This is a genomic window from Metabacillus sp. Hm71 (assembly GCF_051842955.2).
In the GTDB taxonomy this organism is placed as follows: Bacteria; Bacillota; Bacilli; order Bacillales; family Bacillaceae; genus Metabacillus.
Genome location: NZ_CM200278.1, coordinates 6080915 through 6106523, shown reverse-complemented (window position 1 = coordinate 6106523; position 25609 = coordinate 6080915). Strand labels below are relative to the sequence as shown.

General features: G+C 38.5%; 23 protein-coding genes and 3 pseudogenes. 18 read left to right on the top strand and 8 right to left on the bottom strand.

Features of this window, described 5'->3' with window-relative positions; genetic code table 11:
- The 7 genes from walK (at position 1) to rlmH (ending at position 7368) form a co-directional block, all read left to right on the top strand.
- Positions 1-1842, top strand: coding sequence for a cell wall metabolism sensor histidine kinase WalK (walK, locus tag ACSVDH_RS29635; RefSeq protein WP_439252378.1), 1842 nt, complete (start codon positions 1-3; stop codon positions 1840-1842).
- Positions 1835-3169 carry a YycH family regulatory protein gene (locus ACSVDH_RS29630; RefSeq protein ID WP_439252379.1) on the top strand — a complete coding sequence of 445 codons (1335 nt, stop codon included), beginning with the start codon at positions 1835-1837 and terminating at the stop codon, positions 3167-3169. Before walK ends, ACSVDH_RS29630 begins: the two co-directional genes overlap by 8 nt.
- Positions 3156-3971 carry a two-component system regulatory protein YycI gene (locus tag ACSVDH_RS29625; RefSeq protein WP_439252380.1) on the top strand — a complete coding sequence of 272 codons (816 nt, stop codon included), beginning with the start codon at positions 3156-3158 and terminating at the stop codon, positions 3969-3971. The genes ACSVDH_RS29630 and ACSVDH_RS29625 overlap by 14 nt, the downstream gene beginning before the upstream one ends.
- Before the next feature lie 23 nt (positions 3972-3994).
- Positions 3995-4789 carry an exodeoxyribonuclease YycJ gene (gene yycJ, locus ACSVDH_RS29620; protein ID WP_439252381.1) on the top strand — a complete coding sequence of 265 codons (795 nt, stop codon included), beginning with the start codon at positions 3995-3997 and terminating at the stop codon, positions 4787-4789.
- A gap of 335 nt (positions 4790-5124) precedes the next feature.
- A complete protein-coding gene (locus ACSVDH_RS29615; protein ID WP_439252382.1) occupies positions 5125-6357 on the top strand; it encodes a S1C family serine protease in 1233 nt (410 codons plus the stop codon).
- A gap of 306 nt (positions 6358-6663) precedes the next feature.
- Positions 6664-6819 (top strand): CxxH/CxxC protein, encoded by a 156-nt coding sequence (locus ACSVDH_RS29610; protein ID WP_439252383.1) that lies wholly within the window; start codon positions 6664-6666, stop codon positions 6817-6819.
- 69 nt (positions 6820-6888) lie between these two features.
- On the top strand, positions 6889-7368 hold the full coding sequence (gene rlmH / locus ACSVDH_RS29605) for a 23S rRNA (pseudouridine(1915)-N(3))-methyltransferase RlmH (protein ID WP_439252384.1): 480 nt from the start codon (positions 6889-6891) through the stop codon (positions 7366-7368).
- 130 nt (positions 7369-7498) lie between these two features.
- On the opposite strand, the pseudogene ACSVDH_RS29600 reads toward rlmH, so the two are convergent.
- The 4 genes and pseudogenes from ACSVDH_RS29600 to ACSVDH_RS29585 all read right to left on the bottom strand — a co-directional run.
- A pseudogene (locus ACSVDH_RS29600) lies at positions 7499-8069 on the bottom strand (permease).
- 108 nt (positions 8070-8177) lie between these two features.
- Positions 8178-8774, bottom strand: a complete 597-nt coding sequence (locus ACSVDH_RS29595) for a TetR-like C-terminal domain-containing protein (RefSeq protein ID WP_439252385.1) — start codon at positions 8772-8774, stop codon at positions 8178-8180.
- A 19-nt stretch (positions 8775-8793) separates the two neighbouring features.
- Entirely contained in the window at positions 8794-9507 is a 714-nt protein-coding gene (locus tag ACSVDH_RS29590; RefSeq protein WP_439252386.1) for an MBL fold metallo-hydrolase, read from the bottom strand.
- A 217-nt stretch (positions 9508-9724) separates the two neighbouring features.
- A pseudogene (locus ACSVDH_RS29585) lies at positions 9725-9874 on the bottom strand (SDR family oxidoreductase); the annotation flags it as partial.
- Here ACSVDH_RS29585 and ACSVDH_RS29580 point away from each other — a divergent pair.
- Both ACSVDH_RS29580 and ACSVDH_RS29575 read left to right on the top strand, forming a co-directional pair.
- Positions 9875-10048 (top strand): annotated as a pseudogene (locus ACSVDH_RS29580) (TetR/AcrR family transcriptional regulator); the annotation flags it as partial.
- Positions 10049-10323: 275 nt separating this feature from the next.
- Positions 10324-11823: a malate:quinone oxidoreductase gene (locus ACSVDH_RS29575; protein WP_439252387.1), complete on the top strand. Its 1500-nt coding sequence runs from the start codon at positions 10324-10326 to the stop codon at positions 11821-11823.
- 170 nt (positions 11824-11993) lie between these two features.
- Here ACSVDH_RS29575 and ACSVDH_RS29570 read toward each other — a convergent pair whose 3' ends face one another.
- The gene (locus ACSVDH_RS29570; RefSeq protein ID WP_439252388.1) at positions 11994-12593 is read right to left on the bottom strand and encodes a hypothetical protein; all 600 of its coding nucleotides are present in this window, start codon (positions 12591-12593) and stop codon (positions 11994-11996) included.
- A 298-nt stretch (positions 12594-12891) separates the two neighbouring features.
- Positions 12892-13596 (bottom strand): DUF421 domain-containing protein, encoded by a 705-nt coding sequence (locus tag ACSVDH_RS29565; protein WP_439252389.1) that lies wholly within the window; start codon positions 13594-13596, stop codon positions 12892-12894.
- A 233-nt stretch (positions 13597-13829) separates the two neighbouring features.
- Between ACSVDH_RS29565 and ACSVDH_RS29560 the strand changes: the two genes are divergently transcribed.
- Entirely contained in the window at positions 13830-14282 is a 453-nt protein-coding gene (locus ACSVDH_RS29560) for a helix-turn-helix domain-containing protein (protein WP_439252390.1), read from the top strand.
- A 130-nt stretch (positions 14283-14412) separates the two neighbouring features.
- On the opposite strand, the gene ahpF is transcribed toward ACSVDH_RS29560, so the two are convergent.
- Positions 14413-15942 carry an alkyl hydroperoxide reductase subunit F gene (gene ahpF, locus ACSVDH_RS29555; RefSeq protein WP_439252391.1) on the bottom strand — a complete coding sequence of 510 codons (1530 nt, stop codon included), beginning with the start codon at positions 15940-15942 and terminating at the stop codon, positions 14413-14415.
- 14 nt (positions 15943-15956) lie between these two features.
- Complete coding sequence (gene ahpC, locus ACSVDH_RS29550) at positions 15957-16520, bottom strand: alkyl hydroperoxide reductase subunit C (RefSeq protein WP_299089762.1); 564 nt, start codon at positions 16518-16520, stop codon at positions 15957-15959.
- Between the two features lie 594 nt (positions 16521-17114).
- On the opposite strand from ahpC, the gene ACSVDH_RS29545 reads away from it, so the two are divergent.
- The 8 genes from ACSVDH_RS29545 to ACSVDH_RS29510 all read left to right on the top strand — a co-directional run bounded on the left by ACSVDH_RS29545 (position 17115) and on the right by ACSVDH_RS29510 (position 25534).
- Entirely contained in the window at positions 17115-17417 is a 303-nt protein-coding gene (locus ACSVDH_RS29545) for an urease subunit gamma (protein ID WP_299089761.1), read from the top strand.
- A 15-nt stretch (positions 17418-17432) separates the two neighbouring features.
- Positions 17433-17753 carry an urease subunit beta gene (locus tag ACSVDH_RS29540; protein ID WP_439252555.1) on the top strand — a complete coding sequence of 107 codons (321 nt, stop codon included), beginning with the start codon at positions 17433-17435 and terminating at the stop codon, positions 17751-17753.
- Complete coding sequence (gene ureC / locus ACSVDH_RS29535; protein ID WP_439252392.1) at positions 17754-19463, top strand: urease subunit alpha; 1710 nt, start codon at positions 17754-17756, stop codon at positions 19461-19463.
- Between the two features lie 12 nt (positions 19464-19475).
- Positions 19476-19922 carry an urease accessory protein UreE gene (gene ureE, locus ACSVDH_RS29530; protein WP_299089759.1) on the top strand — a complete coding sequence of 149 codons (447 nt, stop codon included), beginning with the start codon at positions 19476-19478 and terminating at the stop codon, positions 19920-19922.
- Positions 19915-20601 carry an urease accessory protein UreF gene (locus tag ACSVDH_RS29525; RefSeq protein WP_439252393.1) on the top strand — a complete coding sequence of 229 codons (687 nt, stop codon included), beginning with the start codon at positions 19915-19917 and terminating at the stop codon, positions 20599-20601. The genes ureE and ACSVDH_RS29525 overlap by 8 nt, the downstream gene beginning before the upstream one ends.
- 26 nt (positions 20602-20627) lie before the next feature.
- Entirely contained in the window at positions 20628-21242 is a 615-nt protein-coding gene (ureG, locus tag ACSVDH_RS29520; protein WP_439252394.1) for an urease accessory protein UreG, read from the top strand.
- Positions 21239-22054, top strand: coding sequence for an urease accessory protein UreD (locus tag ACSVDH_RS29515; RefSeq protein WP_439252395.1), 816 nt, complete (start codon positions 21239-21241; stop codon positions 22052-22054). Before ureG ends, ACSVDH_RS29515 begins: the two co-directional genes overlap by 4 nt.
- A gap of 282 nt (positions 22055-22336) precedes the next feature.
- On the top strand, positions 22337-25534 hold the full coding sequence (locus ACSVDH_RS29510; RefSeq protein ID WP_439252396.1) for a DEAD/DEAH box helicase: 3198 nt from the start codon (positions 22337-22339) through the stop codon (positions 25532-25534).
- Positions 25535-25609 lie beyond the last annotated feature (75 nt).

Here is a 25609-nt window from a genome sequence, read left to right as displayed (position 1 = left end):
ATGAATAAGGTAAGTTTTTTTCGTTCAATTCATTTTAAATTTGTCATGGTTTACGTGCTCCTCATTATGCTTGCTATGCAGATTATTGGCATTTATTTTGTTAAGGAGCTGGAGTCTTCCTTAAAAGAAAACTTTAATGCTTCCTTATCTAAACGGGCCAGCTTGCTTGTCTATAATATTGAACAAGAAATGACCCCTGAACCGAACGAAGATGAGGATGAGGAAAAAGCAAACGATGAAATAACGACGATTATTAGGGACTTTGAGACCGATGAAATTCTTGAAGTCCGTGTCATTGATTCCAATAAAACGGTTATTGCAACCTCAAGCATCGACCAAGACATTGTTGGTAAAAAAACGACTGAGGCAATGGTCCTTCGAACGTTAGTTGGTCTGGAGGACAGCAATAGCAATTATTCCATCCATCAAGGAACTGGCGACCGTGTAATGGTGTTGACTCAGCCAATAAAAGAAAACAACTTTAGTGATAAAACAGTTGGGGCCGTTTATATCGTAGCTTCAATGGAAGAAGTGTTTTCTCAAATGCAAATTATTAATAGAATTTTTGCGACCGGCACAGGATTATCACTCTGTATAACAGCAGCACTAGGTATTTTCCTTGCTAGAACGATTACTAGACCAATGTCAGATATGAGAAAGCAAGCCATTGAACTAGCAAAAGGAAACTATTCTCGTAAGGTAAAAGTGTATGGAGAAGATGAAATTGGCCAATTAGCTTTGACCTTCAATTATTTAACAGAAAAACTAGAAGAAGCACAGGCAATGACAGAGGGAGAAAGGAAAAAGCTTGCATCGGTTATTGCTCACATGACTGATGGAGTTATCGCAACAAACCGCAACGGGAAAGTCATTCTCATCAACAATCCTGCTTTAGAGATGTTGAATGTTTCACGTGGAACGTTAAAAGATGTGCATATTACTGATTTATTAGGAATTGAAGATGGCAATACCTTTGAAAGTCTTATTGATGAACAAGATTCGCTTATTTTAGATTTTAGCACAAAAGAAGGACCACTAATCATACGGGTAAGCTTTTCTGCCATTCAAAAGGAATCAGGTAAAATAGATGGGTTAATTGCTGTTTTATATGATATTACCGAGCAAGAGAGAATTGAACAGGAAAGAAGAGAATTTGTTGCGAATGTGTCACACGAGTTGCGGACACCTTTAACAACGATGCGTAGTTATCTGGAAGCTTTAGCAGATGGTGCATGGAAGGATAATGAGATTGCGCCGCAGTTTTTAAACGTTACTCAGACCGAAACAGAACGAATGATTCGCTTAGTAAATGACCTGCTGCAATTGTCAAAGCTTGATCGAACTGAATACAAGTTAAATAAGGATTTTATCAATTTTACCGATTTCTTTAACAAAATTATTGACCGTTTTGAAATGACGAAATCGGAGCATGTGTCATTTGTAAGAAATATTCCTAAAGATGCTCTTTATGTTGATATGGATACTGATAAAATCACACAGGTTTTGGATAATATCATTTCGAATGCGTTAAAGTATTCACCTGAAGGAGGAAAGGTAACCTTCAGCATTGATGTTTTGCCTGCAGAGATTCAAATACGTGTTCAGGATGAAGGGGTAGGAATTCCAAAAGGAAGCGTAAATAAGATCTTTGATCGATTTTATAGGGTGGATAAAGCGAGAACTCGCAAGCTAGGAGGTACTGGTTTAGGATTGGCTATTGCTAAGGAAATGGTCCTTGCTCATGGCGGGGATATTTGGGCACAAAGCCAAGAAGGTAAAGGAACAACGGTTTACTTTACGTTGCCATATAACCCGGAACAAGAGGATGAATGGGATGAATAAAGAATCCATCAAAAGCGCCATTTTAGTCATATTAGTCGTTATCAGCTTATTTTTTACATGGAACATGTGGAGTCTTGAGCCAACCTATGAGAAGTTTGAAGGTGAAACGCTTTTTGAAAGTGTTCCAATTGACGATGATGCTCAAAGAAAGATGTATGAGGTGATCACACCGCAGCAGCTATTTATTCATTCGGGTAATAAACACTATAGTACAATAAATGACAGTTATGCAAAAAGTTTATGGAAGGAAATGCAAAATTGGGAGTATAGCAATCAAAAGGGCTTATCGAAGCAGGACTTTGAAGAGATAGTTAGTGGAACAAATATTGCAAGGCTCGAACTGCGGTTTTTTGATGAAATCCCAATAGAAACCTTTCAATCTATGGTAAAATGGAAGGATGAGACAAGCAGTCTTTTTACTTTTGATCGAATTTATTTGCGAGTTGTAGAGGAAAATGAAATTCAAAAGGTTTTCTTTGTATCAGCTTCTGAAAAGGAAATTGTTGAAGCCTCTGTTAATAATTTAGATGCAAATGTCTTTGTTTCAGACCTGTTTAGCAAGCGGGAACAGTTTCAACCTTACTTTGTTTTTCAAGCAGGAGAAGATAATGAGATATTGCTTCCAGAAAATCAATTGAAAGTAAATAATTTTCAATATTTTACTGAAATCATCGATGATGAGAAATTTAAAGATGCTTTGTTTAGCAAGCCAAGAATTGTTAAGCAGGATGTCAATTCAACAAGAAATAGGTACACAGATGCAACAAGGGAATTAAATATTTACCAAGCTCAGCATTTGGTGAAGTTTGCGAATCCAACATTAAGTATTAGCAATTCTGTAGATGCATTTACCTTGTTTCAGCAAAGCTTCAATTATTTGAATGATCATGGCGGATGGACAGACGAGTATGCATTATTTGATATTAATGAAAGCGTTCAGGAAGTATCAATGATCATGTCCATCGACTCAATCCCGGTGATTGAGTCAATGGAATCTAAATATGGCCCTACGATGATTACGCAAAGATGGGGTCAAAATGAAATCGCGAATTATACACGTCCTTCCTATCAGCTAATACATTCGATTTCTGATGATTCTACTGCCCTCATGTCTGGTAGGATGGTAGAGGAATTCATTAAAAATAATCAGCAAATCAATGCATCGCAAATTTATAATATTTTTATTGCGTACGAGCTTGGAAGCTCTGATAAAGAGCAAATTGTATCGGTTTCTCCAGTTTGGTGTATTAAATTGAAGGATGGAACATTGATGAAAATAAGAGATATACTCGAACAGACTGAGGGGGATGAAAATGGAGTGGAGTAAAACAAAAACCATTTTTATTCTCGCATTTCTTATCTTGGATATCTTCTTGGCAATTGAATTCTTTGAATTACGTGGAGAAAATGAATTTGCTGTTATTCAGGAGGCAAAAATAGAGGAGCAATTAGCTACTGAAGGAATTAAATATGGTAATTTACCTGATGATATTGGGAAAAGCTCTTATATTACGTCAAAAAGCAAAGATTTTACCCTTGAAGATATCAGCAAGCTAAAAAATCAAAAATTGGTTGTAACAACTACGAACAATTTTGAAGAATCGTTTCGAAATTTAAGAATGGAGCTTGATGAACCATTTCCTTTACCAGAGGTGAATACACAAAGTAAAATTAATCAGTTTTTAAAGGATCATATCATTTCTGGGGAGCTTTATCATTTCTGGTATCGAGATGAGCAATTAAATGCGATTATTTGTGTTCAAAAATACAATAATCGATATATCTTTCAAAACAAAGATGAACATATCGGAATGGTTATTTTATATTTGAATGATGATAATGAAATTTTCGAATATCAACAGTCAATGCTTGAAGATATAAAAGAGGTAGAGGACAAAGAGCAGGCTGTTTCAGCTTTAAAGGCAATTGAGGCGCTATTTAACAAACGATATTTGAAATCAAATAGTGAAATAAAACAAATCAAATTTGGGTATTACACACATATCCCGCTTTCAAATCAGCAAATTTTAGCACCAACTTGGCATATTGTTGTGGAAACGGAAGAAGAAGAGAGAGAAGAGTATTACGTGCATGCCTTAGAGGGAGACGTTTTACAATCGCCGCAATAGGGAAAAAGAGGAGTTGAATACTTATGGGCTTGCAGTTTAGTGTGCTTGCAAGCGGAAGTACGGGAAATGCCATCTATGTTGAATCAGAAAACCAATCATTTTTAGTCGATGCCGGCTTAAGCGGAAAGCAAATGCAGCATTTATTTGAGCAGATCGGAAGAGATATCAAATCGCTTTCAGGTATTTTAGTTACACATGAGCATAGTGATCATATAAAAGGGCTCGGAGTCCTTGCTAGAAAATATAAGCTGCCGATTTATACAAATGAAAAAACATGGCAGGCGATGGACGGCTTAATCGGAGAGGTTGCAACAGAGCAAAAATTTGTTTTTCAGACAGGCACTGTGAAAACCTTTGGTTCCTTGGATATTGAATCCTTTGGCGTATCACATGACGCTGCTGAACCAATGTTTTTTGCTTTTCACCATGAAGGGAAAAAGCTTGCATTAATCACGGATACTGGCTATGTAAGTGATAAAATGAAGGGAACCATCCGAAATGCTGATGCGTTTGTTTTTGAAAGCAATCATGATGTTTCCATGCTGCAAATGGGGCATTATCCATGGAGCATTAAACGACGCATTTTAAGCGATGTCGGCCATGTTTCGAATGAAGATGCTGCCATTGCGATGATGGATGTCATCGGAGATGCAACAAAACGTATTTATTTAGCTCATTTAAGTAAAGATAACAACATGAAGGATTTGGCTAGAATGTCTGTACAGCAAACATTAGCAAGCAAAGGCTTTATCACAGGCGAGCAATTTGATTTATATGACACAGACCCAGTTACCCCAACACCGCTCGTAGCGATTTAGAAAGACTTTTTAGCGTCTATTATAAAAGATAGACGTACATAGGATTTTTTTAAAAGTAAAGAAATTTGAACTTAGTTTTAGTGTCTAGCTCCAGCGCCTAGCCCCTCGAGGTCATAAGCCAATTTAGAATTGAAGGCAAAGAACGCCTTCTATTCTAAATCGTCTTATGCTTGTCGGGGCTGATCAAGGCGCTTGCGCTTTTCTTATTTGTTCTCTGTCTTAATTTTCAGCATCAATGATAAACAAGCATGGTTAATATTAAGCAGACTAGAGAATAATGTTGATTAGATATAACACTATTCATACTTGAGTTTAGAAAGGGATGGTGACAAGTAGTGGGCTATTATGATCAAGATTATGAAAACTATGATGCGAGAAAGCAAAAAGGAAACCGCGGAGGCTGGTTTTTAGCAGGTTTGGTTGGAGCTGTTATCGGCGTGCTGATTATGCTATTTGCATTTCCTGCTATATCAAATTTTTTACCTTATAATATGGATTTAGGCGGAGAGGCTACGGAACAAGAAGATGCAGGAGAATCAACCGGTCCGGTGAAAAATGTTTCAGTCAATGTGAACACGGCGATAACAGACATCGTCAATGAGGTATCAGATGCTGTTGTCGGAGTTGTCAATCTTCAGGAGGCAGGTTTTTGGAATGAGTCCGGACAAACAGAAGAAGCGGAGGCAGGAACAGGTTCAGGCGTTATTTATAAAAAAGAAGGTAAAAACGCCTTTATTGTTACTAATCACCATGTTATTGCCGGGGCCACACAGATAGAAATCAGTTTAAGCGATGGAACGAGAATCCCTGCTGAAATTCTGGGCAGTGATGAGTTAACTGATTTAGCGGTTCTTCGTGTAGAAAGTGATAAAATTAAAAAGGTCGCGCAATTTGGCAACTCTGATCAAGTAAAGCCTGGTGAGCCTGTCATTGCGATTGGTAACCCATTAGGCTTGCAATTTTCAGGATCTGTAACACAAGGGATCATCTCAGGGACAGAAAGGGCTGTTCCAATTGATGAAAACGGTGATGGACAGGTAGATTGGAATGCAGAGGTATTACAAACAGATGCGGCCATTAACCCTGGAAACAGCGGTGGAGCACTGATTAATATGGATGGGAAAGTAATCGGCATTAATTCCATGAAAATTGCTCAAGAGGCTGTAGAAGGAATTGGTTTAGCGATTCCAGCTAACCACGCAATCCCGATTATTGAGGATCTTGAAAAATACAGTGAGGTTAGACGCCCTTATATGGGAATTTCGATGCAATCATTGAATGAAGTCTCTTCTTATCATAAGCAGCAAACCTTAAAGCTATCTGATGACATTACAACAGGAATTGTGGTTATGAGTGTTGCTCCTATGTCACCTGCTGCTCAAGCAGGGCTTCAAGAGCTCGATGTCATTACTGAATTTGCTGGCGAAGAACTAAAAGACGTCATCGAATTAAGGAAAATCCTATATAAGCAAGAAATTGGTGAGACCGTCGAGTTCACGTATTATCGTGGAGGAGAAAAGAAAACAGGAAAAATGAGATTAGGCGAACAAGATATGTTAGGGGGCTGATGATTCAGCTCTCTTTTTTGTAATATCAGAATTTATATATTTTCTTAACATAGTTTGCGTTTCTGAATCTAGCTCTAGGCGCCATCGGCTCGAGGTCATAAGTCAAACAGGAATTGAAGGTAAAGAACACCTTCTATTCCTGTTCGCCTTATGCTTGTCGCCGATAGGCAGGCGCCTTGCGCTTTTTTATATTAAAAAAGTTTGTGGATAAAACATCCAAGACAGTTAGAAGAAGGTTTGTGGATAAATAAAAAACATGGTAAAACTATAAAGGGACATCCACATGTGGATAAAGGAGGAAGTTAAATGTACTGCTGTGAAGAACATATAGAATTAGCGATTGATATGTACGTTGATGAAAAAGAATTAGCACCTGAGATCAAAAAATTGGATAAGGATAGCAACTTATCCACAAGTTGTGAATTATGCCAAAACCCTGCAGTATACATAGTGGGAAGCTAATCTCCTGCTACTGAATGTGGATAAAAAATGAAGATTTGTGGATAACTTTGTTTGAAATGGGGAAGCAGTGTGAATATTTCAATTGTGACAATTGGAAAGCTAAAAGAAAAATACTTAAAGCAAGGAATTGATGAATACTTAAAACGCCTTTCAACCTATGCAAAAGTCGATATCATCGAATTGCCTGACGAAAAGGCTCCAGAAAACTTAAGTGAAACAGAAATGGAGATCGTAAAGGAAAAAGAAGGAGAACGTATCCTAAATAAAATCAGCGACGACACCCATGTCATTGCCCTTGCAATCGAAGGAAAAATGAAATCCTCAGAACAATTCGCAAAAGACCTCGACCAGCTAGCTACATACGGAAAAAGCAAAATAGCATTTATCATTGGCGGCTCGCTAGGACTAAGTCCCACTGTTATGAAACGAGCAAATGATACCCTTTCGTTTTCTAAGATGACCTTTCCTCATCAGTTGATGAGGCTGATATTGTTGGAGCAGGTTTATCGGGCGTTTCGGATTAATCGTGGGGAACCGTACCATAAGTAATTAAGATTTTTGGAATTATGAAGAAACTCAATATAATGATAAAAAATTTTCTAGGTAATAGTAGAAAAAGCTGAAATACACATGATTTTATTTTAAAAATAAAAACTGTATATTTCAGCTTTTTAAGTAATCATCCCCTTAATACACTCGTCACAAGTGATAGAGTTAACAAAACAGCCATAAGTCCACTTGCTGCAATTGCATGTTTTCTTTGCTTTCCTTTCGCTTTTGGAACAAGGGAGCGATGGTATAGGATAGAGCCATAAATGATAAGAGCAAGCTCGAAAACGATGCTGATCATTGGATATGTCCATAATCCTAATCCAAGCAGCGGAAAGTTTCCGGCAGCTCCGGGAAGGATGGCCATATCTGCTCGATGAACGATTAGATCAAGAAGCCAATGGCTGAAAACGACTGATGAAATGGCAATGCCTCCTCGTTTTCCCCATATGCGCCCAAGCAATTAAACCAGCAATGATCGAGATGATGAGTGCACTAATGAAAGAATGAGTATAGTGAGCATGTATGATCACTGCGCCATATCCGCCGCCATCGACTGGCTCTAAGCTTTCAATTCCAGCGATTAACAATGGAACAAACACAACATCTAATAATTGCGTACTTAACATAAGTGCCCATAAAGGAACTTCAGGTGTTTTTGCTTTTACGGCAGCTGCTACTCCAAAATGGCCTGCAAACATATTAGTTCATCTCCTTTTCAATGGAGGTCCGAATTTTGCTATCAAACACGCCGCAAACCACTGTAAAGAGAAGCATAAATAGGATAAAACTCATTTTTTATCACTCCATTATTTAGGATGATTTTTTATACTTTGCGACTTCATTTTATGAATGCCTGCAAGAAATGTATTAATAAGCAGGCTGATGCTAACATCAAGATCGATTGGGATGCCAAAGCCATTCTTTTGTTCAAGAGAAGCAAAGCCGTGTAAAATGCTGCGAAGCCCTCTGGATGCATGAATTGCTTCTTCATCCTCGAGTTCATAAGCATGTAACACTTGAACAACGAGGTCAACAATTTTTGAACTAATACGATTAAAATCAATATCGTGTACATCAGCATTTGCCCAAAGAGTTGCTTCATATAAACCGGGATGAGCACGTGCAAAGCTCATATATGCTTTACTAATTGCATGAACAGCTTCATCCTTTGATCGTCCAATCGCAGCTTGTGATAACCGTTTATATAATTCCTCTAATCCATAAAGAGCTAAAGCCTTTTGCAAGCCCTGCAAGCCATCTACATGATTGTATAAAGAAGGGGGGCGAATCTTTAATTTTTTTGCTAGTGTTGCTAACGTTAAAGCGTGTACTCCGTCGGTGTCAACTATTTCTGTTGCTGCAGCTAAAATGGTGTTTAAATCTAATCCTGCTTTAGGTGACATTTTCGATCCTCCAATATGTTCAACTAATTGTTTCCTCAAGCTTAGAAATGGCAAGTTCAATTATACTTGCAGGCTGCTTGATCATTTTTCCATGTCCTACAGCAAGAAGGGTTGGGTTTTGCTTTTTAATCTTCATCGCACTTTTTAGTGCATCCTCCTTATTCCAAGTCGCCATGGCAGGGAAAGGAAATAAAATTTGGAAATGCCCTGAAACGGCAACTCCCCCTCGAGTCTGAAAAGCATCTCCAGCAATGATTGCTTTCGTGCGTTCATCAATAAAAGACATTGAGCCAGGAGTATGGCCTGGTGTACTGATCGCTTTCAGTGAGCCGATTCGATCTCCTTCTTGAAGCAATACATCTGGTTGCGTTTTTATCTCTCCAGGCTTAGGCACTCCACCTTTTATAGGAGTTTTATTTTCATTTTCATCTAAAGAGCGATCTCCTCTTAACAATCGTTCGTCTCGTTTGGAAATATAAACCTTTACGTCAGGGAGGGTCTCCTTTAGTTTATCCAATGAGCCGATATGATCCCCGTGTGCATGTGTCAAAACAATTCGCGATAGAGGCTTCCCAATTTTTTGAGCTGCTTCAAGTATTGATTTATAACTATTCGGCAAAGCAGTATCTACCAAAGTCAGTTCATTTTCTTCTTCCACAAAGTAACAATTAACTGGAAAAAGTGTCGGGTAAAAATTTAATTGATGAATAAAACCTTCTTTAACAACCTTCATTTTTTTGTCACCTCTTTTAACTAATAACGTTAGTTTTATTTTAACTAACATTATTAGTTTTAACAAGCAAAAGTTTAGTGTAAAAGAATCTCTAATCCCTTTTAGACCACATCTCATTTAGATTCAATATGGAGTGTATGGAGTACCGTATCCATCAGTAAACAAGGCACTCAATAAAAAGAAGACCACTAATCCAGTGGTCTTTCATCTAATATACTTAATAAGCCGTCCAACCGCCATCTACAGCAATTACTTGACCATTCACAAAGCTTGCTTCATCTGATCCTAAAAAGATGGCCAACTGGGCAATTTCTTCTGGTTGTCCAACTCGCGGATTAATCTTTAAACCTAATGCTTGGCGGCTTGCAATAAAGAGTCCGCCCTTACAGACGGAATCAATCATCAGCTTTTTTGTGCCTATCAAGCGAATGCCATTATTGGCATCATTATTGATTGGTATAAACATGATTTTTCTTATAGTGCAAGCTATTTAAATAATCAGCTTGTTCAAATCTTAAAAATGAAAATAAACACTGAATAGGTTCACTAATAACCGTAAAACAAGGCAAAGAAATGAAGGTTTATCCTTATTTTTTTGCCTTAGTGGAAAGACTTCTCACTTTTTTACAAGCCTTAAATAGTTTATAATTATCAGATAATAGTAGAAATTTTGATGAATAAATCATTATAATAGATATGGTATGGTTTTTTATTGAGTCAGAGAAGGTATGTTTCTGGGTGGCGCCTTGCTTTTGGTGACACCAAAGCAGGAGCGCCTGCTCTTTTTTGCAAATATAGGGGATAAGGAAGGGTAAAATGAGCAACATACAGAACAAAACAGACGTTATCTTAATTGGTGCCGGAGTCATGAGCGCGACTTTGGGATCATTACTGAAAGAGTTAGCACCGGAATGGGAAATCAAAGTGTTTGAGAAGCTCGCAACTCCAGGAGAAGAAAGCTCCAATGAGTGGAATAATGCAGGAACGGGCCATGCTGCACTGTGCGAGCTTAACTATACATCCGAAAAAGCAGACGGATCTATAGACATTAGCAAAGCGATTAAAATTAATGAACAGTTTCAGCTTTCAAGACAATTTTGGTCTTATCTAGTAAATAGTAATCTAATTCGTAATCCGCAGGACTTTATTATGCCAATCCCTCATATGAGTCTAGTACAGGGGGAAAGCAATGTAGCTTTTTTGAAAAAACGTTTTGAAGCGCTGTCAAACAATCCTTTGTTTCAGGGGATGGAGTTTTCTGATGATCCTGAAAAACTGAAGGAATGGGTGCCGCTTATCATGGAGGGCCGTACAGCAAATGAACCGATTGCGGCAACCAAAATCGACTCTGGAACGGACGTCAATTTTGGTGCTTTAACACGCATGTTGTTTGACCACTTAAGAAGTAAAAACGTTGAAATTAACTACAAGCATAGCGTGAAAGATCTTAAACGTACTAGCGATGGCTTGTGGGAAGTGAAAGTGCATAATATGGATAGCGGGCAAACGGAATATCATACTGCTAAATTCGTCTTTATCGGAGGCGGGGGCGGAAGTCTGCCTTTACTACAAAAAACCGGTATTCCTGAGTCGAAACATATTGGGGGATTCCCGGTAAGCGGACTATTTATGGTATGTAACAATCCGGAGGTTGTAGAGCAGCATCATGCAAAAGTATACGGTAAAGCGAAGGTTGGTGCGCCTCCAATGTCTGTTCCGCATCTTGATACAAGATTTATAGATAATAAAAAATCCTTGCTGTTTGGACCGTTTGCCGGTTTCTCGCCAAAGTTCTTAAAAACGGGATCGTATTTTGATTTGATAGGTTCTATTAAACCGAATAATCTCCTCACGATGTTAGCGGCAGGGGTAAAAGAAATGGCATTGACAAAATACTTGATTCAGCAGGTTCTTTTATCGAATGAAAAGCGTATGGAAGAATTACGCGAGTTTATTCCAACTGCTAAAAGCGAGGATTGGAGTATAGTGGTAGCCGGCCAACGTGTGCAGGTTATCAAAGATACGGAGGCAGGGAAAGGAACACTTCAATTTGGTACGGAAGTGGTTAGTGCTGCTGATGGCTCGGTAGCTGCATTACTCGGTGCTTCTCCTGGTGCTTCTACGGCCGTTCACGTTATGCTTGAGGTCTTAGAAAAATGCTTCCCAGAACGTATGATGGAGTGGCAACCGAAAATCATGGATATGATTCCTTCTTATGGCGTGTCACTCGCGGAAAACCCGGAGCTTTTCCAAAAAATTCATGCTTCAACAGCACAAACACTTGGTTTAAGCGAAAAAGAACCAGTCTTTAATTAATTATTTGAATGTAGAGGCAAAGGTAGTACATGAAAAAGTTTGTAAATAATAGAATAGCATTGAAAAGAAAATTAAGAACCTTTGATCTAACGCTGGATTGAAGGTTTTTTTTTGCTTCATTCCATAAACGAATAGAAGGGTCGCTACCTAGGTAACGATCCTCTACTATTTTAAGCTAATCTTTTTACAATGTTTTCTAATTCCTTTGTTAAAGTACCATTTTTGTATTTTTCGATAAAACAGCTATATAAAACTTGGATGAGATCTTTTACAGTGAATGTTATATCCGGTTCTATGGCTGCCAAATCACTTAAAATGATTTCAAGCCTTAGCGCTTTTTTCCTTTTAATCGTACAGTCGATCCTCTTTTCTCCTTGAATCTCTCTTTGAAGATGCAGGATTTCTTGTTCACCTCTGTAATGGTAGACTTTGATAGGCTGCGGAATTCTTGAGTGTAACTCTCTGAATAAGCCGTAAAGGTTTTTTCGGTTGTTTGCCAGATAGAGAAAATCATCAAGAAGAATGCTGATCAGATTTGTTTGGGTAAATGGTTTGTCGATCACTTCAGAAATGTCTTCACAAAATAACTCACCTCTAAGAAATTCTGAAGCAGGAACAGAAATTGTATAGGTTAGGTCAGTGTTAGAAGTAAACCTTCGTGATACATGATGAATGAATTTGTCTAAAAGTCCTTTAGGATGATAGTTGAGTTCATCAAGTTCTTCTTCATAGATTGTATATAAATGTTGATTAGAATAGGTCTTGCTCATCATCTCTCCCTACTTTCTACATGATTCTATCAATTTGTTATATTGCTAGTCTATTCGAGAGAGGGAAGAGGTAGAACGTTTAAACGAATAAGTTTTTGTATAAACTAGTAGAAAAAAGGATGGGTGAGCAAGATGTCTACTAAAAAGAGAGGTAGGAAAAATAGCCTCGAGGGAATCGATAAAAAAGTAATCAAGCAATTTGCCTATGCAGCGAAAAAATCAAAAACAGTGTCTGCTTTTAAGGTAAGATAAGTAAAAAAATTGAGGTTTCACCTAAAGAAGATGAAGCCTCAATTCTCTATTTATATAAAAACACATTCAATTTGTCGTTGTTATCAATTGTAGCTAGCAGAACATTTTTTACCTCTGTTTGATATAAACTCTCTAAATTGGAAACAAGCCAGCTTTCATTCTTTTGAGTTTCATTTAACTGCTTTTTCATTATTTTTCCTTCCTTAATGATTGTCTTTGGCAAATGAAAAGCATTCGTTTTGATTTGTAATGACTCATGTGTGACCGGCATATATTTTGGATCTAGAAAAATAGACATTTTCCCTTCCGCTTCCCAAAACGCTAAGGCGACCTTTTTTACATCTTCTATTTTTTCTTTCCGTAATTCTTCTAATAAAACATCAATTGATATTCTTGCATGCATTAATCCTTTATAATCAATTTCTCCGTTTTGAATGAGGGTGATCGGTTTATGATTTACCCAGTTTCGAACCAAAGGCCATTTTAGAATTAATAATATGCCGGCAAGGTATAAAATGACCAAAACACTTGTGGTAATCATTGACCCTTTTAATCCTAGTTCTTCGTCTGATAAAGGATGAGCGATAATGTTTCCAATGACTAAAGCAATAACGAAATCAAGGAGTCTTAATTGGGAAATCGCACGCTGGCCTAACACTTTCGCAACAATGACTAAAAAGAAAAATGAAACGACTGCGCGAAGGACCCATTCCAATGCAGTAAGTGTTGTTTGGCCCTGAAAAAATTCCATGTAAAACACATCCTTTGTCTCCATAAACTACCTTTAGTTTTCCAATTTTAGTTTTTAATAACCGACAATAAGTGATAAATTTTTAAGTACAAGAAGGTTAGATTAAATGTTGTTAAATGAAGGTTTTTTAAGTGGTAACCTTAGGTTGCGTGTCTTGCAACTATTGCGATCTTTACATTCAATGTACGTTTTAATAATAATGGATTAGAAACAGGAGGAAGGTGAATCCCAAAATGAATTTTGCAGAGAAATTAAAAAAGGGGAGAAAAGAGAAAGGCTGGTCTCAAGAAGAATTAGCAGAAAAACTTTTTGTTAGCAGACAGTCAGTTTCAAAGTGGGAGAATGGTCAAAATTATCCCAGTATTGAAATCATCATTAAATTAAGTGATCTTTTTAACGTAACAATTGATGAATTATTAAGGAGTGATGAAGAATTGAAGGAGAAAGTGATTAAGGATAGTAAACAATTGGCGCATCCGAAACTCAAATTTATGTTTGATGTATTATTTCTGATCGGTACTGCGCTTTTAATTATAAAACTAGGCATTTTTACTCTAAATAAATTTACTGCTTTAGATATTAATCTTTATGGTTGGTCATTTTTTTGGAATTTTGGCCCTTTGATTTTGATGGTTGGTGGAGGTATAGGTTCCGGCGTTATTAAAGAGAAGTATATAGAGGACTAAAATGCTCATATTTTTACAGATTAAATATGTAAAAGGGATCAGAAGTTCCTTCCTTAACGTTTTAACCATAAAAAAGAAAGTCACTTTACTACCCGACAGATAGCAAAGTGACTTTTTAACATGTTATCGATTAATTTCGGATGAGATAGTCGAATGCACCTAGGGCTGCATTAGCGCCTGATCCCATTGAAATAATGATTTGCTTATAAGGATTATTCGTGCAGTCTCCTGCAGCAAACACGCCAGGGATGTTTGTTGCTCCATGATTGTCTACTACAATCTCACCGGTTCTCGTACGTTCAACAGCATCTCCTAACCAATCTGTATTTGGTACAAGACCGATTTGAACAAACACACCTTGCAATTCAATATGATGTTCTTGTTCTGTTTCGCGGTCAACGTAGGTAATACCGTTCACTTTGTCAGTACCGGTAATTTCTTTTGTTTGAGCGTTCTTGATGACTGTTACATTTGGAAGGCTGTAAAGACGGTCTTGCAAGACAGAATCAGCTTTCAACTCTGCCATAAATTCAAGAACTGTAACATGCTTCACAATTCCAGCTAAATCAATTGCTGCCTCGATACCGGAATTACCGCCGCCAATAACGGCTACGTGTTTTCCTGCAAACAATGGACCATCACAGTGTGGGCAGTATGCGACCCCTTTATTTTTAAATTCAGCTTCGCCAGGTACACCTACATTACGCCAACGAGCACCTGTTGAAAGGATAACCGTTTTACTCTTAAGAACAGCACCGTTTTCCAATTCAATCTCGATAAGGTCATTCTTCTCTAAGCGTTTCGCACGCTGCAGGTTCATGACATCAATGTTATACTCTTTGACATGTTCTTCAAGGCTTGCTGCAAGCTTCGGACCTTCTGTATATTTCGTACCGATAAAGTTCTCAATACCCAGCGTGTCCATAATTTGACCGCCAAAGCGTTCAGCAACAATCCCAGTACGAATGCCTTTACGTGCTGCATAGATAGCTGCACTTGCACCCGCTGGTCCGCCGCCAACAACAAGCACATCAAATGGATCCTTATCAGCAAATTCTGATGCATCTGGAGTACTGCCTATTTTAGCTAGAATTTCTTCCAGTGACATACGGCCGCTGCCAAATGATTCTCCATTTAAGAACACGGTTGGTACTACCATGATTCCTTTGCTTTCAACCTCATCCTTAAACGCTGCACCATCAATCATGGTATGGGTAATGCCAGGGTTAAGAATGCTCATCAGGTTTAGTGCTTGTACAACATCAGGGCAGTTATGGCAGCTTAGGCTGATGTAAGATTCAAAGTGATATTCACTTTGAATGCTTTTAATTTGGTCGATTACCTTTTGTTCAACCTTTGGAGCTCTTCCGCTCACCTGTAGTAAAGCCAGCACTAGTGAAGTAAATTCGTGTCCAAGAGGGATACCAGCAAACGTTACCCCAGTGTCTTCGCCGATGCGATTCACACTAAAGCTTGGTGTTTTAGGCAATTCTGTGTTCTCAACTTTAATTTTTGGCGACATCGTCGCTAGTTCATCAATTAAAGCAAGCATATCGCGTGAAACGTCATCGGAGCCTGCGCTAACTTTTAGCAGCACGTCGCCCTCCATCAGTTCAAGATATTGGGCTAATTGTGCTTTAATATCTGCTTCAAGTATCATGAATTTCGTGCTCCTTAAATTTTCCCTACAAGGTCAAGGCTTGGCTTTAACGTTGCAGCACCTTCTTGCCATTTTGCTGGGCAAACTTCACCTGGGTTGTTGCGTACATATTGTGCTGCTTTAATTTTGTTAACGATCGTGCTTGCATCACGGCCGATGCCGCCAGCATTAATTTCAACAGCCTGAACGATACCGTCTGGATCGATAATGAAAGTACCGCGATCAGCAAGACCTTCTTCTTCGTTTAAAACATCAAAGTTGCGGGAGATTTTTTGTGAAGGGTCACCAATCATGATGTACTCGATTTTGCTAATTGCTTCTGAGTGATCATGCCATGCTTTATGTGTAAAGTGAGTGTCTGTTGAAACAGAGTAGACCTCAACTCCAAGCTCTTTTAGTGTTGCGTATTGATTTTGAAGGTCCTCAAGCTCAGTAGGACACACGAATGTAAAGTCTGCTGGATAAAAGCAAACAACGCTCCATTTTCCTTTAAAGTTTTCTTCAGAAACTTCGATAAATTCTCCGTTATGGTATGCATGTGCTTTGAATGGCAGTACTTCTTTTCCGATTAATGACATAATAAATTCCTCCTAGTGTAAATGTTGATGATGTTAGGTATATCGTCAAAGCGATATCTAACAATTAATAATTATAATTTGTTTTTAATTATAATTAGTTATTTAAAATAATTCTAATACAAAAGATATTATTATATAAACCTCATTATTTTGTCAAGGATAAAGTTTGAGTTATAGATAAATCATCATTGGCAGTTGTTGTTAATGAAGAAGTGAGGCATTAATCCTGGTGAATAAAGCTTATATTTTCAATTAATATCAACATTTCTCAATTGATTATTCTTTTGTTGCTGAACTCTTATGTGAAATAGGAAAAAGATTGTTTGCTTTCGATCGAAATAAACATAATCAGACCTAGCAAGTTTATTTTGAGAAATAAAAAAGTTAAATAAAAATCGTGTTACAAAATCTAACATTGTTTTGGGAATGGATAAAAATACTATTTATACTATCTATATCATTGTTATGATGAAAAATTTTTCTACGGATGAAGTAATTTTTTTATTCTTTTTTCAAAGGTTCGGTGTTTTCGAGTTTCATATGGTACGTTTGGCGCTAGTAATATACAGAAATTTTATGAAAGAGGTGATAGTAATGAAATTAACCTCAAGGGAAATAGAGAAACTTATGGTTGTTGTTGCTGCTGATCTTGCAAGGCGCCGCCAAAAACGCGGGCTTAAGCTGAACTATCCTGAAGCAATGGCGATTATTACTTATGAAGTATTAGAAGGTGCACGGGATGGAAAAACAGTCGCTCAACTAATGCAAGAAGGAACAACCATTTTGACAAAGGAAGATGTAATGGAGGGTGTTGCTGAGATGATTTCGGATATTCAAGTGGAAGCAACTTTTCCTGACGGAACGAAGCTTGTTACAGTTCACAATCCAATTCAATAAAAGGAAGGGAAAATGATGATTCCTGGAGAGTACCTATTAAAAAAGGAACCGATTACTTGTAATAAGGATAAGGAAGTAACGATGATTACTGTACTAAATAGGGGAGACCGTCCCATTCAAGTTGGATCGCATTTCCACTTTTTTGAAGTAAACAATATGCTTCATTTTGACCGGCAAAACGCCTTTGGGATGCATTTAAATATTCCAGCAGGAACAGCCGTGCGGTTCGAGCCTGGAGATGAAAAGGAAGTAGAGCTTGTCGTTTTTTCAGGTGAGGGAAAAGTATATGGTTTAAATAACCTAACAAACGGCTCTGTGAAAAAGGAGGGGAAGTAAATGAGCTTTTACATGTCCCGAAAGCAGTATGCTGATATGTTTGGCCCAACTGTAGGAGATGCTGTTCGATTAGCGGATACAGACCTTTTTATCGAAATTGAAAAAGATTATACAACATATGGAGATGAAGTAAAGTTCGGCGGTGGTAAGGTCATAAGGGATGGAATGGGTCAGCATCCTTTAGCAGGCAGAGACGAAACCGTAGATTTAGTGTTAACAAATGCCATTATTGTTGATTACACAGGGATTTATAAAGCAGATATTGGTGTAAAGGATGGGTTTATTTCGGCTATTGGAAAGGCCGGAAATCCATTATTAATGGACGGAGTCAATATTGTGGTTGGAGCGGCAACAGAAGTGATTGCGGCTGAAGGAATGATCGTGACAGCAGGAGGAATTGATGCACATATTCATTTTATTTGCCCTCAGCAAATTGAAACAGCAATATCTTCAGGCGTAACAACAATGATCGGCGGTGGAACCGGACCTGCTACAGGAACAAATGCTACAACCTGTACACCAGGAGCTTGGAATATTCATCGGATGCTCGAAGCAGCAGAGGAATTTCCGATCAATCTGGGATTTCTTGGAAAAGGAAATGCCTCTGATGAAAAGCCATTAAGGGAGCAAATTGAAGCAGGTGCAATTGGTTTGAAGCTGCATGAGGATTGGGGAACAACCGCCTCGACTATTGATACAAGCTTGAGAGTTGCCGATCAGTATGATGTTCAGATTGCGATTCATACGGACACACTTAATGAAGGTGGGTTTGTAGAGGATACTTTGGCAGCAATAGGCGGTCGGGTTATTCATACATACCATACAGAGGGAGCTGGAGGAGGACATGCCCCAGATATTATAAAAGCAGCAAGTTATCCAAATATTTTACCTTCCTCAACAAATCCTACACGTCCATATACAGTGAATACTCTTGAAGAACATTTAGATATGTTGATGGTTTGCCATCACTTAGATCCAAGTGTTCCAGAAGATATTGCGTTTGCAGATTCCCGAATTCGAAAAGAAACAATAGCAGCGGAGGATATTCTCCACGATTTAGGGGTTTTCAGCATGATTTCGTCTGATTCTCAAGCAATGGGACGTGTTGGAGAGGTAATTACACGTACATGGCAAACAGCAGATAAAATGAAGCAGCAAAGAGGGAAATTAAATGAGGACAAAGGTGTCGGAGATAATTTTCGTGTTAAGCGTTATATTGCCAAATATACAATTAACCCGGCCATTGTACATGGGATCTCAGATTATGTCGGTTCTGTTGAGGTAGGGAAACTTGCTGACTTAGTTGTATGGGATCCGGCTTTTTATGGTGTAAAGCCTGAGTTAATTTTAAAAGGCGGTATGATTGCTCATAGTCTTATGGGAGATCCAAATGCAAGTATCCCAACACCTCAGCCTGTTTTATACCGGCCGATGTTTGCCGCTTATGGGAAAGCAAGGTTTAAAACTTCTATGACATTCGTATCGAAAGCAGCTTATGAAGAGGGTGTTCATGCAAACCTTGGTTTACAAAAGATGATCAAGCCTGTGTCAGGAATTCGGCAATTGACGAAAAAAGAAATGAAGTTTAATGGAGAAACACCAGAAATTGAGGTTGATCCGCAAACATATGAGGTAAAAGTAGATGGTGAATTAATCACCTGCGAACCTGCAAAAAAACTTCCTATGGCACAGAGATATTTCTTATTTTGAGGTGAGGAATCGATGATTATTGAAAAAGTAATTGGGAATGTGGCAACGTTTGAAAAAAGAGCTCCCCATGTGGAGCGAGTGTATTTACAAAGTGATGATTTAGTGAAACGCATTCAGCGTGTTGTCACAGATCATGGGAACGAGATTGGCATTCGTTTAAAGGATCATCGTGAATTACTAGATGGCGACATTTTATTTATGAATGAACGGAATATGATTATAGTGTCTGTAAAAGAAGACGACCTCCTGGTTATTAAACCAATATCTATTCAGCAAATGGGGGAAATTGCTCATCAGCTTGGCAATCGTCATTTGCCAGCCCAATTTGAAGCCGGTGAAATGCTCGTTCAATATGATTATTTAGTTGAAGAATTGCTTATGGAATTATCTATTCCGTATAAACGTGAAAATCGAAAGGTGAAACAAGCATTCCGTCATATTGGACACCGCCATGACTAATGGATTGTATCCCCTTCTTCAACTTTGTGATTCAAACTTCCCGTCTGGGGCTTTTTCACACTCGTTTGGTTTGGAGACGTATATCCAGGATCAGGTTATTTCGAATAAAGAAACTTTTGCACAAGCCATCATTGTTTATCTTCGGAAACAGCTTGTATATACAGATGGCCTTGCTTGCAGGCTTGCATATGAGGCATTAGAACAAAACAATCTAACAGAAATCATAAAGCTTGATGAACTATTATTCGCCTCCAGCCTTGCACAAGAAACAAGAATGGGGAATAAACGAATCGGTGAAAGAATGGCAAAGTTATGTGCAGAACTATATCCGTCACCTGTACTTATCAAGTTTGTGAAGTGGTTGAAGGAAAAGAAGGTATATGGCCATTCTGCACTTGTTTTTGCAATGGTCACCCATCATTTAAATGTGACAAAAAAGACGGCAATTGAAACCTATTTGTTTGCAGCTGTTTCTTCCCTTATTCAAAATGCTGTTCGCGGTATACCGCTTGGGCAAACTGATGGTCAAAAGATATTGGTAGAGATCCAGCCTTATTTACAGGATGCTGTGAAAACGATCTGTCAATTATCTATCGATGATTTAGGGGCAGTGAGTCCAGGATTGGAAATCGCACAAATGCGTCACGAACGCTTACATGTCCGATTATTTATGTCTTAAATGTATTTGAAAAAGGAGAGGGTAAAATGGAGCCGATACGTATTGGAATTGGCGGGCCTGTTGGAGCAGGAAAGACGATGCTTGTCGAAAAATTAACAAGAGCTATGCACAAAGAGTTGAGTATGGCAGTCGTAACAAATGACATCTACACAAAAGAGGATGCAATGTTTTTAATGAAAAATGGAGTATTACAGGAAGATCGAGTCATTGGCGTCGAAACAGGAGGATGTCCGCATACAGCCATTCGTGAAGATGCTTCAATGAATTTTGCTGCAATCGATGAATTAAAGGAGCTTCATCCTGATGTGGAATTGATTTTTGTTGAAAGCGGCGGTGACAATCTTGCTGCGACGTTCAGTCCAGAGCTCGTTGATTTTTCTATTTATATTATTGATGTGGCACAAGGAGAAAAGATTCCGCGAAAAGGCGGACAAGGAATGATTAAGTCAGACTTGTTTATTATTAATAAAATTGATCTTGCCCCTTATGTTGGGGCGAGCCTAGAGGTAATGGAGCGCGATACAATTGCAGCAAGAGGGGATAAACCATATATTTTTACGAACTTAAAAGATGAGGTTGGTCTTGATAAAGTAATAGATTGGATTAAAAAGCAGGCCCTATTAATTGGACTTGAATCATGAGCCATACGGGGTTTTTAGACATTACGGCTAAGAAAAAACATCGAAAAACAGTGATATCCTCTTGTTATTATGAAGGGGCACTGAAAATAACCCGACCGGTATATCTTGAGGACAACAATCCTTCTATTTTTTTAATTCACGTTGGAGGAGGATATGTGGATGGAGATTCATATTTGACGAATCTCATCATTGAAAAGAACGCGGAACTTTCAGTTACAACACAATCCTCTACAAAGGTTTATAAAACCCCAAAGCAGCCCGTTCTTCAGCGAATGAATATTAAATTAGCACAAGGAGGAATTCTTGAATATTTGCCAGACCCTTTAATCGCATATGAAGGAGCCCGATTTACTCAAGAAACAATCGTACAGCTTGAAAACGGAGCATGCCTTTTTTACAGTGATATTATTACACCAGGATGGGCAAAGGACGGAAGTTTTTTTCGCTATAAATGGATTCGTTCTAAACTAAAAGTTTATAAAGGGAAAAAACTAGTATTACTAGATCATACATGGTTAGAACCCGACGGTGATATGGGCGGGATCATGCAAATGGAAAAGTATACGCATATTGGGACTTTTCTAATTATTCATGACCATGTAGATAAAAGCTTCCTTAACAATTTATATGAAAAGCTAGAAACATTATTTCCAGATGTACATTTTGGGCTTTCAGCTTTACCAGAAAGCGGCGTTATCCTGCGGATCCTTGCTTTTAATACAGGTATAATTGATAAAATGATTCACTATGCCCATTCAATTGCTAGAGGTAAACTGTTAGGGAAAGAAAATATTGTTTGGAGAAAGTATTGAAAGAGCATCTTTCCTTTCGAGGAAGGGTGCTTTGTTTTTAAAGTTAAAGAATGCATAAAATTTTGTACATAGTTTTTGTGTCTAGCTCCAGCGCCTAGCCCCTCATGAATTGAAGGCAAAGAACGCCTTCTATTCATGAGTGGCTTATTTTGAAATTCGGAGGTTGGTAGAGTGGACGAGGTAGGTTTATTAGCCTTATGGTATAATTAGGATAATAAGATTTAGATGGATTTCATATCTAGCCTTGAAAAGCGATATTTTAGGCAGAAGTAGGCGAAACATTTGGAGATTGAGTTAAATCAAAAAATAATTGAAGAAATGTGCGGTACTGTCTCCTTGAAACGAAGGGACTCTTTTTATCGAGCTAATAAAGTAATATTTAAAAGTTCCACTTCCAATCGGTGTGAAGCAATCGTTAAAGGAACAGAGGATTTCCATGTCACGATTAGTAAGGAGTCTAATGGAAAGATTTTGACGGAATGCAGCTGTCCTACGTTAGCTTCGTTTAAAAATGATTGTCAGCATATTGCGGCCGTTTTACTAGCGATTTATGGAAAGCAACATCATGGAGCTCCTGCTCAATCCTCAACAAATCAAGAACTGGCAGAAGGGCTCATGACTATTTTCAATAATCGTCCTTCTCGATCTAGCGGCAGCCAGCTACATTTTGAAAATCGGCAAGTTCTTGATTTAGGGTTTACATGTAAACCCGTCATAGTAAGAAATGGACAATACATGCTTGCCGTAGAAATGTCGATTGGCGATATCAAGATAAAACATATTCATGATTTTCTAAAGCATGTAAGAGAAGGAGATCCTTGTCAACTATCGGCCACCTTAACGTACGATCCAGATCTTCATTGCTTTCAAAAGGAAACAAATGATGTGATACAGCAGCTCATCCAAGTGAGCCATGATGAAAGAATATATATTGGTGAATTACCGGAAACCCCTGAAATAACAACCAGCAATCATATGTTAGTTGTTCCGCCGTCTTCCTGGGAACGATTTTTACGACACATGAAACTGGCTCCTTTCGTGAAGCTGGAAGTTGGCCAGAAAACGTTTCATGGCCTCCAACAATCTGATGAACATCTCCCTTTAGCGTTTTATTTTTCAAATCCAGAGGGAAAGAGCTATCAGCTAAGGATTGAAGGGATGGAGCAGTTCATTCTTTTAAAATCATATAGCGCTGCTCTTTATGATGGAAAAGTGATTCAGTTAAGAAAGGAGGACTGCACCTATCTGTCTGATTTGAAGCAGCTGCTTGATGCTTCTGGAACGAATCAAATTCCAATTGCTCAAAACCAGCTCAAGTATTTTATAGAAAAAGTAATTCCCGGATTGAAAAGATTAGGAAGCTTCCATTTATCTGGGGAACTATCCAAGCATTTTGAAAAGACGCCTTTAATTGCCAAATTATACTTAGACCGTGTGAAAAATCGCCTTCTAGCAGGTTTGGAGTTTCACTATGGAAATATTGAGATCAATCCTTCTGAGAGTCGTGAAATCAGGACAGGGACCTTCTTTATAAGGGATATAGAAAAGGAAGAGGCCATTTTGGAATGGATGGAGAAGAGTTCGTTTGCTGAAACTGAGGGCGGATATTTTTTGCATAATGAAGAGCTTGAATATATGTTTTTGTATCACCATCTTCCAAAGCTACAAAAGCTTGTGCAGGTTTATGCAACAACAGCAGTGAGGAACCGTATAGTCAAGGGAAACCATCAGCCGAAAATCAGAGTAAGGATAAAAAAAGAGCGGACCAACTGGCTGGAATTCAAGTTTGAAATGGATGGCATACCTGATCAGCAAATACGTGATGTTTTAGCGGCTTTAGAGGAAAAACGGAAATATTACCGATTGCGAAATGGATCATTGTTGTCATTGGAGGCAAGGGAATTTGCAGAAATTCAAAGGTTTTTGCAGGCGGCTCCTATACAGAATGAAGACATGGAAGCTGGTTTACAGGTACCGATTACACGTGGCTTTCAGCTTCTTGATTCTGCAGATGATCAGGTGTTTTCTTTCGAAGCATCCTTTCACCAGTTCCTGGAATCACTCCAAAATCCGGACAAATTGACGTTTACGGTACCAAAAAGCTTAGAAACCATATTACGAGAGTACCAAAAACAAGGCTTTAGATGGATGAAGACAATAGCCAATTACGGATTTGGGGGAATTCTTGCCGATGATATGGGATTAGGGAAGACACTGCAAAGCATTGCGTTCATTGTGTCAGAGCTTACTGATATCCGCCAACAGAAACACCAGGTACTAATTGTTTGCCCTTCATCTTTAACATATAACTGGCTAGGCGAAATTAAAAAGTTTTCTCCGGACATACAAGCTGCAGTTGTTGATGGCAACAAAGATGAACGAGATAAACAATATAAAGACCTGAAGGGGATAGACATTGTCATAACTTCTTATACGTTGTTGCGGAAGGATATAAAGTGGTTTGAAAAGCAATCGTTTCACACAGTGTTTTTTGACGAGGCACAGTCATTTAAAAATCCTATCACACAAACAGCGAGAGCGGTAAAGAAAATTCAAGCAAAACATCGCTTCGCCCTTACTGGTACACCAATAGAGAATTCACTTGAGGAGCTGTGGGCGATTTTCCATGTTGTTTTTCCAGAACTATTCTTAGGGTTAAAGGAGTATAGTAAGCTTACAAAGAAAAAGATCGCTCGGAGGGCCCGTCCATTTATGCTTCGCAGGGTAAAAGAGGATGTGCTTTCAGAGCTTCCTAAGAAAAGTGAATCGCTGGAAGCAGTAGAGCTATATCCAGAGCAAAAGAAGTTATATACAGCTTATTTAGCGAAACTAAGACACAAAACATTGAAGCATTTAGACAAGGATACCATTCGAAAAAATCGAATCAAAATTCTTGCCGGTTTAACTCGGCTGCGACAAATTTGTTGTCATCCAGCCTTGTTTGTTGATGGCTATAAAGGCAGGTCAGCTAAATTTGAACAGTTAAAACAGATCATTGAGGAGTCAAGGTCTGTCGGCAGAAGGGTGTTAATTTTCTCCCAGTTTACAAAAATGCTGAATCTAATCGGGAGAGAATTAACCAATCAAGGATTACCTTATTTTTACCTTGATGGACAAACTCCATCAGAGGAACGAGTGGATATTTGCCATCGGTTTAATGCAGGGGAACGTGACCTCTTTCTCATTTCCTTAAAAGCAGGGGGGACAGGTCTTAATCTGACTGGAGCTGATACTGTTATTTTATATGACACATGGTGGAATCCAGCAGTCGAGGAGCAAGCAGCTGACCGCGCTCACCGGATCGGACAGCTAAATGTCGTTCAGGTGATTAAGCTTGTTACACGTGGAACAATCGAAGAAAAAATGAGCGAACTGCAAGATAAAAAGCGACAGTTGATAGAAGAAATAATCGATTCAGATGAAAAAGCTAATGCCACTCTTACGGAAGAGGATATTCGGGAGATATTGATGATGAATTGACATTACGGAGAATAGCAAAGAGCCCTTCTCAGTACCAAAGGGAGTGAGAAGGGCTCTTTCAATTGGATACGCTTC

Coding starts and splice junctions, on each gene's coding strand:
- walK (WP_439252378.1), top strand. CDS start 1: ATGAATAAGGTAAGTTTTTTTCGTTCAATTCATTTTAAATTTGTCATG.
- ACSVDH_RS29630 (WP_439252379.1), top strand. CDS start 1,835: ATGAATAAAGAATCCATCAAAAGCGCCATTTTAGTCATATTAGTCGTT.
- ACSVDH_RS29625 (WP_439252380.1), top strand. CDS start 3,156: ATGGAGTGGAGTAAAACAAAAACCATTTTTATTCTCGCATTTCTTATC.
- yycJ (WP_439252381.1), top strand. CDS start 3,995: ATGGGCTTGCAGTTTAGTGTGCTTGCAAGCGGAAGTACGGGAAATGCC.
- ACSVDH_RS29610 (WP_439252383.1), top strand. CDS start 6,664: ATGTACTGCTGTGAAGAACATATAGAATTAGCGATTGATATGTACGTT.
- ACSVDH_RS29595 (WP_439252385.1), bottom strand. CDS start 8,774: ATGTCACCTAAAGCAGGATTAGATTTAAACACCATTTTAGCTGCAGCA.
- ACSVDH_RS29590 (WP_439252386.1), bottom strand. CDS start 9,507: ATGAAGGTTGTTAAAGAAGGTTTTATTCATCAATTAAATTTTTACCCG.
- ACSVDH_RS29575 (WP_439252387.1), top strand. CDS start 10,324: ATGAGCAACATACAGAACAAAACAGACGTTATCTTAATTGGTGCCGGA.
- ACSVDH_RS29570 (WP_439252388.1), bottom strand. CDS start 12,593: ATGAGCAAGACCTATTCTAATCAACATTTATATACAATCTATGAAGAA.
- ACSVDH_RS29565 (WP_439252389.1), bottom strand. CDS start 13,596: ATGGAATTTTTTCAGGGCCAAACAACACTTACTGCATTGGAATGGGTC.
- ACSVDH_RS29560 (WP_439252390.1), top strand. CDS start 13,830: ATGAATTTTGCAGAGAAATTAAAAAAGGGGAGAAAAGAGAAAGGCTGG.
- ahpF (WP_439252391.1), bottom strand. CDS start 15,942: ATGATACTTGAAGCAGATATTAAAGCACAATTAGCCCAATATCTTGAA.
- ahpC (WP_299089762.1), bottom strand. CDS start 16,520: ATGTCATTAATCGGAAAAGAAGTACTGCCATTCAAAGCACATGCATAC.
- ACSVDH_RS29545 (WP_299089761.1), top strand. CDS start 17,115: ATGAAATTAACCTCAAGGGAAATAGAGAAACTTATGGTTGTTGTTGCT.
- ACSVDH_RS29540 (WP_439252555.1), top strand. CDS start 17,433: ATGATTCCTGGAGAGTACCTATTAAAAAAGGAACCGATTACTTGTAAT.
- ureC (WP_439252392.1), top strand. CDS start 17,754: ATGAGCTTTTACATGTCCCGAAAGCAGTATGCTGATATGTTTGGCCCA.
- ureE (WP_299089759.1), top strand. CDS start 19,476: ATGATTATTGAAAAAGTAATTGGGAATGTGGCAACGTTTGAAAAAAGA.
- ACSVDH_RS29525 (WP_439252393.1), top strand. CDS start 19,915: ATGACTAATGGATTGTATCCCCTTCTTCAACTTTGTGATTCAAACTTC.
- ureG (WP_439252394.1), top strand. CDS start 20,628: ATGGAGCCGATACGTATTGGAATTGGCGGGCCTGTTGGAGCAGGAAAG.
- ACSVDH_RS29515 (WP_439252395.1), top strand. CDS start 21,239: ATGAGCCATACGGGGTTTTTAGACATTACGGCTAAGAAAAAACATCGA.